We start from the raw sequence: 10586 nt of genomic DNA, 5'->3' as shown, positions 1-10586 counted from the left end.
CTTTCGGGCTGTGAGCCCATGTAACACAAACGGGCTACCGCTTCGAGCGAACGGGAGAGATCAGCTTCCGGACGCCAGATTCAATATACAAGTAACCAAAGAAAGCAGCTCCCGATACGCCCGCGGTCACACGCAATTTGGGTAGTCCTCTCGTCGTTCGTGGGCTGCCTAACGAGTGCCCTCATAGGCCCCATCGAGCTTGGCTCGCGCACGGTCTGCCGCCCGAATGCGTCGAGCGCGCTGGTTCAGCACGAAAGAGCTTCGGCACAGCGCTACGCGCTGCCGTTGGGTATGCAAGGGAAACCAAAGGGCGGCGATTGCAGTGGGATGGAGACGTTAGTAGAGAAGCGCGCGCGGACCCGCTTCACCCGTCGGCCGCGAAGCGGGCTGGAGCTATTTGGTGCTGAACCAGTTGGCTGTGTGGTGCGATGTGGCAGACCGTACGCGAGCCAAGCCCGGTGATTGTGATGAGGGCACTCGTTAGGCGAGTGCCACCTAGGACGAGAGAACTACCCAAATTGCGCGTGACCGCGGGCGTATCAGTAGCTGCTTTCTTTGGTTACTTTCTTTGCAGCAGCAAAGAAAGTGACTGCCGCCCCGCACAGGGGCAGTGCTAATAGACCGACACGAACGCAGGATTCCACGAAAGCGGAAGCGAACAAGCACAAAGCCCGACACGAATACCGAATCCAGCGAAGAAGAAAACACGCACGAAAAAGGGCAAAAAACATCAAGAACAAAACTTAGCCAGCAACCCTAACTGCGCGTTGCGAATAGACTTACCCGGACGGCGCTTCCGATAATGCCCATCGCTCTGCATGACCCAAGCCGATTGATTATCGCCAAGACAAACCGATAACCCTTCAGCAATAACCCGCCGCTTCAACCGCCTATCGCGAATCGGAAACGCCACTTCCACACGACGAAAGAAGTTGCGATCCATCCAGTCAGCGCTCGACAAAAACACATCTTCCCTGCCATTCGCATAGAAGTAAAAAATCCGATGATGCTCGAGAAAGCGCCCGACGATTGACCGAACCGTAATGTTCTCCGAAAGATCCTCGACGCCGGGCTTCAACGAACAAACCCCGCGCACGATCAGATCGATCTTCACGCCCGCATGCGAAGCCTCGTAAAGCGCGGCAATAACCGTAGGCTCGAGCAGGGCATTCATCTTCGCGACGATGCGCGCACGCCGTCCCGCCCGCGCATGCTCGGCCTCGGCGCGGATCGCATCGATCAGCTTCGCATGCAGCGTGAAAGGCGATTGCCATAACTGATGCAGCGGAATCTCTCCGCCAATGCCCGTCAGTTGCTGAAAGACGTGATGCACGTCCTCGCACATTTCCTGATCGGAAGTCATCAGACCGAAGTCGGTATAAAGACGCGCCGTGCGCGGATGATAGTTGCCCGTGCCCAAATGGGCATAACGCTTCAACACGAACTTGCCGCCTTGCGACACGCGCCGCACGATCAGCATCATCTTCGCGTGGCACTTATGGCCGACGACGCCATACACCACATGCGCGCCAACCGCTTCGAGCTGCGACGCCCAATTGATGTTCGTCTCTTCATCGAAGCGCGCGAGGAGTTCCACGACGACCGTCACTTCCTTGCCATTGCGCGCGGCCTGCATGAGCGCATCCATGAGCGGCGAATCGGTGCCCGTGCGATAAATCGTCTGTTTGATCGCGACGACCTGCGGATCCTTCGCGGCCTGAAGCAGCAGCTCCAGCACCGGCTGAAAACTCTCGTACGGATGATGCAAAAGGATATCGCCCTGATCGATCGCATCGAAAAGATTCGACGTGTTCACGATGGCCTTCGGCACCGACGGAATATGCGGCACGAACTTGAGATCGGGTCGATCGACCATCTCGGGCAACTGCATGAGCCGCACGAGATTCACCGGCCCGTTCACGCGATACAGATCGCGTTCGCTCAGCTGACCTTCGTCGAGCAGACGCCGCACGAGATGCGGCGGCGTTTCCGCCGACACTTCGAGACGCACCGCGTTGCCCAGATGCCGCGCCGGCAATTCGCCCTGCAGCGCGACGCGCAGATTGGTGATTTCGTCCTCGTCGACGAAAAGCTCGCTGTTGCGCGTGATGCGAAACTGATTGCAACTGCGCACGACGAGATGCGGAAACAGCTCGTTCACGAAGTGCTGCATGAACGAACTCAGCAGCACGAAACCATGCGGATAGCCCGACAGCGCTTCGGGCATGCGAACGAGCCGCGGCAGCGCGCGCGGTGCCTGCACGATGCCCATCATCGCCTGACGGCCGAAGGCATCGGTGCCTTCCAGCTCGACGACGAAGTTCAGGCTCTTGTTCAGCACGCGCGGAAACGGATGCGCGGGATCGAGCCCGATAGGCGTCAGGACGGGGAGCAGTTCGTTGTAGAAGTAGTCGCGCGCCCATCCGGTCTGCTGCTCCGTCCAGTCCTCCGCGCCGTGAAAATAGATGCCTTCCATTTCGAGCGCCGGCAGCACGATGTCATGCAGCATCGAATATTGCTGGCGCACGAGCCGTTGCGCGCGCTCGGAGACGAGGTCGTAGACGTGCTGCAGCGACATGCCATCCGGCGAGAGCGAGCCGGGGTTGTCGCGCATCTGCTCTTGCAGACCCGCCATACGGACTTCGAAGAATTCGTCGAGATTGCTGCTGGTGATGCAGATGAAACGCAGGCGTTCCAACAGGGGAACCGTCGTATCGGCGGCTTGCGCGAGGACGCGCTCGTTGAAACCTAGTATGCCCAGTTCGCGGTTGAAGAGCGGATAGCGTATGGACATCGGAGGGAGGGAAGGTGTCTCGATCAGATGGGCAAGGGAACTCTCGGATGCTCTCACAGTATGATGTATTTTTTATGACATAACGGATGTCACAAATTCTACTCACATTGCGGATAGCGTTGCCAGCGCAAACGCGCGGTTCCGAACGGGACGGCAAGGCCCGCTCGCCAACCCGGCATAGAATAGAATTCGTGCGCTGCAGCAGCGCCGCTGTGACAGTGCTTCCCCCCACTTCACGATTTCTGGATATCCGATGGTCACACATCCCCATCTACTTGCCGCGGTCGACCTCGGATCGAACAGTTTCCGGTTGATCGTCGGACGGGTCGAGGAAACGCCCGCCGGCAGCCAGATCTATCAGGTCGACGCGCTGCGCGAGCCCGTACGTCTCGGCGGCGGCCTCTCCAAGGACAAGATGCTCGACCGCGCATCGCAGGTGCGCGGCTGGGACGCGCTGAAGCGCTTCGGCGAACGTCTGCGCGATTTCCATCCCGACCAGGTGCGCGCCGTCGCCACCAACACGCTGCGCGTCGCGAAAAACGCGCCCGACTTTCTCGCCGAGGCGGAAGCCGCGCTCGGGTTTCCGATCGAAGTCATCGCCGGGCGCGAGGAAGCGCGCCTCATCTACGCGGGCGCCGCGCATTCGGTGCCGGCGAGCGCGGGCAAGCGGCTCGTGGTCGATATCGGCGGCGGCTCGACGGAATTCATCATCGGATCGCATTACACGCCGATCCACATGGAAAGCCTCTATATCGGCTGCGTGAGCCATAGCCGCCAGTTTTTCCCGGCCGGCAACGTCGACGAATACACGATGCGGCAGGCCGAACTCGCCGCCAAACGCGAGATCCAGATCATTTCGAGCGAATACAAGGGCACCGGCTGGGATCAGGCCATCGGCTCGTCGGGCACGGCGCGCGCGCTCGCGGAACTGATCGAGGCGAACGGCTTCAACGACGAAGGCATCACGCACGGCATCTCGCGCGGCGGGCTGGAGAAGCTCAAGCGCGCGCTCATCAAGGCCGAGAACGTGAACCGGCTGAAGCTCGTCGCGTTGAAGCCCGATCGCGTGCCGGTGCTGGCGGGCGGGCTGTCGATCATGCTCGGCGTGTTCGAGGAACTGGGCATCGACTATGCCGATACGACCGATGCCGCGCTGCGCCTCGGCGTGCTCTACGACCTGCTCGGACGCTCGCAGCATCAGGACATGCGGACGGTGACGGTCGAAGGCTTCAAGCGCCGTTATGGCGTCGATGCCGCGCAGGCGGAGCGCATCGGCGAACTGGCGATCAGCTTCTACGACCAGCTCGGCGAACCCGACGAAGACGTGCGCGAGGAGAACCGCATGTTCCTCGCGTGGGCCGCGTCGCTGCACGAGATCGGACTGTCGATCGCGCACAGTGCGTATCACAAGCATTCGGCGTATATCGCGAGCAACGCCGACATGCCGGGGTTTTCCCGCACCGATCAGGCGCGTCTGGCCGCGCTCGTGCTCGGCCACGCCGGCAAGCTCGGCAAGCTCGCGCAGGCGCGCGACGTCGAATGGACGCTGCTGTTTTGCCTGCGGCTCGCCGCGCTGCTGTCGCGCCGGCGCACGGATGTCGGGCTGCCCGGCATCGAAGTGAGGCAGGCGAGTGGCGGTTTCGAAGTGCATCTGCCGAACGAGTGGGTGGCGAACAATCCGCTCACCGACTACAGCCTCGTTCAGGAAGCGATGGAATGGGAGAAGATCGGGCGGCCGTATCGCGTGGTCTATACGGGCGACTGATTTTCGCGTCGTGAGAAAAGCGAAGGCCCCGTCGAGTCGACGGGGCCTTTTGCGTTTCAGGGCTTCAACGTCCCTGCATGTCGCCGATGAAATGCCGCGCGTAACGAGCGTTGATATCGGACAGACGGAAGAGCGTGAGGAAGTCGGCGGTGTTGAAATCCGGATCCCATGCCGGCGCGCCGCAAATCCTCGCGCCGAGCCGCAGATAACCCTTCACGAGCGGCGGCGGGCTCACGTTCGCGCCGGTGCGCAACTCCTCGACGGGCAGCGGCGTGTGCGGGAACGCGCGGTACTCAGGGGCGGTGAGCGCATCGGCGGGTAGCGACGTGTAGAGATTCGCGGCGTAATGACCGCCGTCGATCATGCCGACGCTCGCGCAGCCGAGCATCGTCTCATAGCCGTTTTGCATCATGTACGCGGCGAGGCCGCCCCACAGCGACATGATCACCGCGCCGTTGCGATAGTCCGGATGCACGCACGAGCGTCCTACTTCGACGAGCTTCGGGCGCAGGTGCGTGAGGCGCGACACGTCGAATTCGCTTTCAGCGTAGAGACGCCCGATGCGCGCCGCCTGATGCGGCGGCAGCACGCGATACGTGCCCACGACCTGCAGCGTGTCGAGATCGCGCACGAGCAGGTGATCGCAATAGGCGTCGAAGGCGTCGACGTCGAGCCCTGCGGGGCCGGACAGACGCGCGCCCATTTCCTCCGAGAACACGCGAAAGCGCAGGCGCTGCGCGTCGCGCAGGGCGTCGTCGTCGCGCGCCCACGCGACTTGCAGGCGCTCGCGGCCCGTGTTCGTTTCCGACGTGCGCGGAAGGTGGCGGCGCGAATCGAGCGAGAGCGATGACGCTCCGAGTTGCAGGAAAGGCGTCGGCAGTTCTTGCATTGGCGTTCCTCGACAGGACGTTGCTGTGGCTTCAAGTCCTCGCCAATGTAGTAATGCACGGTGACGCTCGCATGGCATCGCAATGACGTTTCGATGAAACGACATCCGCATGAACGCGAGCTTACGACGCCTGAAGCAGGTCCGGATTGATCACCGCGCGCAGCACGCTTTGCCCGTCGCCGCCGCGCGTGCGCGACTGGAGCCACCAGATGCCCGACTTCTTGATCGACCAATCCGCTTCGTGGCCCGTCATGAGGAGCGCGGCCACCCGGCCGAGCGTCGGCTGATGCCCGATGACGACGACCGTCTCCGCAATGCCGTCCGGCCAGCCCGCCGCATCGAGCACGGCCTGCGCGCCGTTGCCGGGCGCGAGCGCGTCGACGACGCGATAGCGGTCGCCGAAGGCTTCGGCCGTCTGGATCGTGCGCGTCGCGGGACTGGCGAGCAGCACGGCGTTATCGTCGATGCGCGCCTTCAGCCACTTCGCGATGCCTTGCGCCTGTTTGCGCCCGCGCGGCGTGAGCTGCCGCGCGAGATCGCTCGACGCCTGATCTTCTGCTTCGGCGTGTCGCCAGAGAATGAGGTTCATCGATTGTCTCCGGATGATGAGGTTCGCTTTCGGATGCAGCAGAAAGTTGCGTGCCTGAGTTCGGCATTGCGGACGCGGGTCAGGCACGCTACAATCTGCGGCTCGTCGGAGCGTAGCGCAGCCTGGTAGCGCATCTGATTTGGGATCAGAGGGTCGAAGGTTCGAATCCTTTCGCTCCGACCACGATACACGAAGGGGTTACAAGTTACGGCTTGTAACCCCTTTGTCTTTTCTACGCTCTTCCAGGAGTCTCAATGCGCGCTGTTTCCGCCTTCGCTTGCGCCGTTTTCTTCACGCTCGGTCTCGCCGCCTGTGCGGAGTCTGGCCATCAAAAGCACGAACCGAAAGATCCGCCCGACTACAAGGGCGTGCCGACGGACATGACGCCGCCGTCGATGATCTCCGATCCTGCCAAGCCTCAGTAAGCCCCGCAAAGACGAAGCCCCGATGCGGGCGCACCGGGGCTTCTGACCCGCGCCAACCGTTCGCGCGGAGATACGGCACGGGCTGCCGCCAGTCTAGGAATTCGAGCGCGTCACGGCTGTATGCGCTTGTTTCCGTGCGTAACGGGATGCAAGGCGCGCCTCGTGCAGGGATGCAAGAAACCGTAATGCGTAACTCTTCCCGTTTTGGCGATATCGGCGGGATTGATCCAACGAAACATTTGCCGCTCGGGTATCATCGCCCGAACTTGTTGCAAAATGTATCTGTCATGGATCTGCTCTGGATTTTTGCTGCTGTCGCGCCGCTCGCCGTCGCTTCGCTCGTGGCGTTGCCGCGCATATCGATCCGTTGTCGGGGCATTGGCGCACGTGGGCGCCGAAAGACCGCTGACGGGCGTTACTGCTTGCAGCGGATCACCATCGAACGGTTCTTGATGTTCGCGCCGAAGATCCCGCCCACCGTGCCGCCTGCGGTCGCGCCGTTGTCGGCATCCTTCGAAATCACGTCGTAACCATACGCGCCGCACGTTTCACCCGCCTGCTTGTAGCAGGCCGCCCAGCTCGTCGCCGCGTCGCCGCCGCTGCAGTTGATCGCGAAGCCCGTGTCGCCCGAAGGCAGATAGGTCATCGTCGGGCCGCTCGCGCAGCCGGCCAGCGCGCCGGTGAGCGCGAGAGCCGCGCCGAGCGCGGCAGTGTTGATCCTCATCGTCAATCTCATCGATCTTCCTTAAAGCGGCCGCCGGCTGTCAGCGCGGCGGCAGATAGCGCGCCGGGTCCGTCGAGCGGCCCATGTAGCGCACTTCGAAATGCAGCATCGTGCGATTGCTGTCGGTGTCGCCCATTTCGGCGATTTGCTGGCCCTGCTGCACGGTCTGGCCTTCCTTCACCAGAAGCACGCGATTGTGGGCGTAGGCGGTCAGATAATCGTCGTCATGCTTGACGATCAGCATGTTGCCGTAGCCGCGCAGACCGTTGCCGGCGTAGACGACATTGCCGCTCGCGGAGGCGACGACGGGCGTGCCCGCCGCATTGGCGATGTCGATGCCCTTCGAGTTCTTGCCGTCGAAGCTGCGAACGACGCTGCCCTGCGCCGGCCACACGAGCGTGACGCCCGGTCCGGCCTTGCTCTGCGAGGACGCCTGCGCGCCGGCTTCGCTCTTCGCGCTGCCCGTTGCCGCCGCACCCGATGAATCCGCGGTGCTCGCGCTGCCCGCAGGCGGCGCGATGCGCAGCACCTGTCCGACCTCGATGGCGTCGGGATTCGCGAGCCCGTTCCAGCGCTTGATGTTCGCGATCGTCGTGCGATTCTCGCGCGCGATTTTGGAAACCGTGTCTCCACGCTCTACACGATAGAAACCCGGCGCGACCGGCCCCGTTCCACAAGCGGCCAACACTGCGATGAGCGATGCGCAGACGAGCCGTCGAATTGTTTTTTGCAAACCTGACCTCGCAAAGCATCGCCGCGAGCAGTGCGAGCACAGCCGCGCGGCGAATCGAAAGGCAGGATTTTACCGTCTCGGGTTTCCCCGGACAGAATGACGCCGCTTCGCCTACGCCTGCTCGCCGACGACGAGCCGCAGCGAAGCCGTCTCCGTCTTGCCCGGCGCGAGCCAGCGCAGGCCGCGCCCGTTGTGGATGGCATCGGGCAGGCCGATCCACGGTTCGACGCAATAGAAGTCCGATGCGTCGGATTCGGTCCAGGTCGTGACCGCGTACCACGGCACGGAATCGGGCTGCTGCAACTCGAAGGCGATCGTGCGCTTCAGGCCCGGCAGATTCAACAGCACCGGTTCGTCGGACTGCCGCGTGAGGCAATGAAACGTATCGACGATGCGCGGATCGGCGAGCGAATAACGCGGCAGGCCGGGCTCGGCTTCGGTGATCGAGCCGTCCGGAAGCTGACGGCGCCGTTCGGTGTGCGGCAGCGCGACGCTGCTCTCGCCGCGCTGGCCGTGCGGCAGATGAAAATAGAAGTGATGCCCGGCGTAGTAGGGCAGCGCGACCTCGCCCGGATTCGACGTCGTCAGCTCGACTTCGAGCGTATGGCCATCGACGATGCGGTACGCCGCCTCGAAGCGGAACGCGAACGGATAGCCGTCGCGGGTGGCGTCGCTGTCGACGAGCGTCATGCGCAGGCCGTGGCCGTCGGCGTCGCGCGTGTGGGAAAAGGGCAGGTTGCGCGCGAAGCCGTGCGTCGGCAGCGCATGCACGATGCCTTCCGGATCGCGCCACTTGCCGATTTCGCCATCGACGAAATGCCGTCCGAGAAACGGAAAGAGCAGCGGATTGCCGCCGCGGATCTTCGCGGGATTGGACCAGTCGGCGGCGTCGGGCCAGTGCACGACGGGCTTGCCGCCGACGCGCCAGGTCATGAGGCGTCCGCCCGCGTGCGGCGCGAGCTGGATGGCGGCGCCGTCGCGCTCGATTTCGATGATGTCGGATTCCGGTGACATGATGGCAGGCGCTCCGTTGGATGGCGAGACGCCGCGCACGCTCCTGAGCGACGCGGCTCAACCCGACGATTCTGCCTTGGAATTCTGTCCGGAAAAACCCTTTGCGGGAAATTGCGACTAAGCAAGGCTTATGCAATATGTTGTTATATGCTCCCTGTGTTGGGAATCAGACGGACAAGGAGTAACCATGGATCTGGCGATGGCAATGGGCGTCGCGATGTTCGGGCTCTTCGGGGCAAGCACGGCGCTTTTCCTCTACAAGCTGAAGGCCTGACGGGCGATCGCCGAATTGCGAGTCCGCGTCCCGTTCGGAGGCGCGCTCGCTTTCGTATTGCCTGTCATCGACTTTCGATAATGCTTCGTTTTGCCGACGATTGACTGTCGGCGCAATTTGTGTGCGGTAAGCGCTTGGCGCTCGATTTAGCCGACGGCATAATCGGTCCCGTTTGCGCGCCGTATCGACTCATCCTTCCTGTTCCACATTCCCTGTCCGGCATCTTTGGCTTCGCGTGACGCGAGGAATGGAACTGCACGGCGCGTCCTCCACCTTCCCCGAAAAAGGACCGACGCGTGACTTTGTGGTTTCTCGTTTTCTTAAGCGTGCTCCAGGGCGTAACCGAGCTCTTTCCTGTCAGCAGCCTCGGGCACACGCTCCTCGTTCCCGGCCTGATCGGCATGCACATCGACAAGCACGCGCCGCAACTGCTGCCGTTTCTCGTCGCGCTGCATCTGGGCACGGCCGTCGCGCTGCTCTGGTATTTCCGTGAACGCTGGATCGCGCTGATCCGCGGCTTCCTCGCGTCGCTCGGCGGACGCAAGAACGACGATGGGCACATGATGTGGGCGCTCATCATCGGCACGATTCCGACGGGCATCGTCGGCTTGCTGCTCGAGAAGCGGCTCGAGGCCATCTTTCACGATCTGCGGATCGTCGCGGCGGCGCTGATCGTCAACGGCGTGCTGCTGTGGCTCGGTGACCGTCTGCAGCGAAGCCGCGCGACGCGGGCGCCGGAAAAGCTCACGTTCAGGCAGGCGTTTCTGGTCGGGCTCGCGCAGATCGGCGCGCTGATTCCGGGCTTTTCGCGCAGCGGCCTGACGATGATCGCGGGCGTGGGCGCGGGTCTCACGGCTGAAGCGGCGGCGGAATTCTCGTTCCTGCTCGGCACGCCGATCATCTTCGCGGCGGGCGCGCTCGAATTGCCGAAGCTCTTTCACGCGCCGGGACAACTCGCCGATTCGGTGCTGGGCGGGGTGCTGACGGGCATCGCGGCGTATCTGAGCGTGCGCTTCCTGATGCGCTACTTCGAAGGCCACGGCAAGCTCGCGTCGTTCGGCGTGTATTGCGTGATCGCGGGAATCTTCTTCCTCGGCTGGTTCATGATGCATCCGCAGCCGATGTGACGAGCCGGGACAAGGGCAGCGGCGAATGAGGTAAAATCGCGATCTCTTCTGATTCGCGGCGGTTTTCGCGGTTGTCTCGCGTCTTACTCGCGTTGCTTCCGCCGCGCGCTCCGGTTCTCCGCCCTTAGCTCAGCTGGATAGAGCAACGGCCTTCTAAGCCGTAGGTCACACGTTCGAGTCGTGTAGGGCGGGCCAAACGGCCTGCACACAGGCAAAAGCCCAGTCTTCCTTCGGCCGGGCTTTTTGCTTTGC

General features: G+C 62.8%; 9 protein-coding genes and 2 tRNA genes. 5 read left to right on the top strand and 6 right to left on the bottom strand.

Annotated elements, in window-relative coordinates; genetic code table 11:
* Window positions 1–730: 730 nt before the first annotated feature.
* Entirely contained in the window at window positions 731–2794 is a 2064-nt protein-coding gene (gene ppk1 / locus NCS03_RS09855) for a polyphosphate kinase 1 (protein ID WP_175982589.1), read from the bottom strand.
* 253 nt (window positions 2795–3047) lie between these two features.
* On the opposite strand from ppk1, the gene ppx reads away from it, so the two are divergent.
* Window positions 3048–4559: an exopolyphosphatase gene (gene ppx / locus NCS03_RS09850; protein ID WP_008342024.1), complete on the top strand. Its 1512-nt coding sequence runs from the start codon at window positions 3048–3050 to the stop codon at window positions 4557–4559.
* Window positions 4560–4623: 64 nt separating this feature from the next.
* Here the strand turns inward: ppx and NCS03_RS09845 are convergent, their stop codons facing one another.
* Together NCS03_RS09845 and NCS03_RS09840 are read right to left on the bottom strand one after the other, a co-directional pair.
* Window positions 4624–5448: a GNAT family N-acetyltransferase gene (locus tag NCS03_RS09845; RefSeq protein WP_008342022.1), complete on the bottom strand. Its 825-nt coding sequence runs from the start codon at window positions 5446–5448 to the stop codon at window positions 4624–4626.
* 121 nt (window positions 5449–5569) lie between these two features.
* A complete protein-coding gene (locus tag NCS03_RS09840; protein ID WP_250496907.1) occupies window positions 5570–6037 on the bottom strand; it encodes a SixA phosphatase family protein in 468 nt (155 codons plus the stop codon).
* A gap of 106 nt (window positions 6038–6143) precedes the next feature.
* On the opposite strand from NCS03_RS09840, the gene NCS03_RS09835 reads away from it, so the two are divergent.
* Window positions 6144–6220 (top strand) — tRNA-Pro (locus NCS03_RS09835).
* Between the two features lie 71 nt (window positions 6221–6291).
* Window positions 6292–6462, top strand: coding sequence for a hypothetical protein (locus tag NCS03_RS09830; RefSeq protein WP_167561874.1), 171 nt, complete (start codon window positions 6292–6294; stop codon window positions 6460–6462).
* Between the two features lie 415 nt (window positions 6463–6877).
* On the opposite strand, the gene NCS03_RS09825 is transcribed toward NCS03_RS09830, so the two are convergent.
* From NCS03_RS09825 to NCS03_RS09815, 3 genes are all read right to left on the bottom strand, one after another.
* Window positions 6878–7198: a hypothetical protein gene (locus NCS03_RS09825; RefSeq protein ID WP_008342014.1), complete on the bottom strand. Its 321-nt coding sequence runs from the start codon at window positions 7196–7198 to the stop codon at window positions 6878–6880.
* A 28-nt stretch (window positions 7199–7226) separates the two neighbouring features.
* Complete coding sequence (locus NCS03_RS09820) at window positions 7227–7919, bottom strand: peptidoglycan DD-metalloendopeptidase family protein (RefSeq protein WP_250529109.1); 693 nt, start codon at window positions 7917–7919, stop codon at window positions 7227–7229.
* A gap of 111 nt (window positions 7920–8030) precedes the next feature.
* Entirely contained in the window at window positions 8031–8933 is a 903-nt protein-coding gene (locus NCS03_RS09815) for an aldose epimerase family protein (protein ID WP_034474273.1), read from the bottom strand.
* Window positions 8934–9503: 570 nt separating this feature from the next.
* Between NCS03_RS09815 and NCS03_RS09810 the strand changes: the two genes are divergently transcribed.
* Both NCS03_RS09810 and NCS03_RS09805 read left to right on the top strand, forming a co-directional pair.
* A complete protein-coding gene (locus NCS03_RS09810) occupies window positions 9504–10334 on the top strand; it encodes an undecaprenyl-diphosphate phosphatase (protein WP_250529108.1) in 831 nt (276 codons plus the stop codon).
* Between the two features lie 118 nt (window positions 10335–10452).
* A tRNA-Arg gene (locus tag NCS03_RS09805) sits at window positions 10453–10529 on the top strand.
* The last annotated feature ends 57 nt before the right edge of the window (window positions 10530–10586 follow it).

It is taken from the genome of Caballeronia sp. ATUFL_F1_KS4A (assembly GCF_023630905.1).
Classification (GTDB): domain Bacteria; phylum Pseudomonadota; class Gammaproteobacteria; order Burkholderiales; family Burkholderiaceae; genus Caballeronia; species Caballeronia zhejiangensis.
Note: the sequence above shows the minus strand (reverse complement) of the source record. Positions and strands in the feature narration are given on the sequence as shown.

Coding starts and splice junctions, on each gene's coding strand:
- NCS03_RS09815 (WP_034474273.1), bottom strand. CDS start 8,933: ATGTCACCGGAATCCGACATCATCGAAATCGAGCGCGACGGCGCCGCC.
- NCS03_RS09845 (WP_008342022.1), bottom strand. CDS start 5,448: ATGCAAGAACTGCCGACGCCTTTCCTGCAACTCGGAGCGTCATCGCTC.
- NCS03_RS09840 (WP_250496907.1), bottom strand. CDS start 6,037: ATGAACCTCATTCTCTGGCGACACGCCGAAGCAGAAGATCAGGCGTCG.
- NCS03_RS09825 (WP_008342014.1), bottom strand. CDS start 7,198: ATGAGATTGACGATGAGGATCAACACTGCCGCGCTCGGCGCGGCTCTC.
- NCS03_RS09830 (WP_167561874.1), top strand. CDS start 6,292: ATGCGCGCTGTTTCCGCCTTCGCTTGCGCCGTTTTCTTCACGCTCGGT.
- ppx (WP_008342024.1), top strand. CDS start 3,048: ATGGTCACACATCCCCATCTACTTGCCGCGGTCGACCTCGGATCGAAC.
- ppk1 (WP_175982589.1), bottom strand. CDS start 2,794: ATGTCCATACGCTATCCGCTCTTCAACCGCGAACTGGGCATACTAGGT.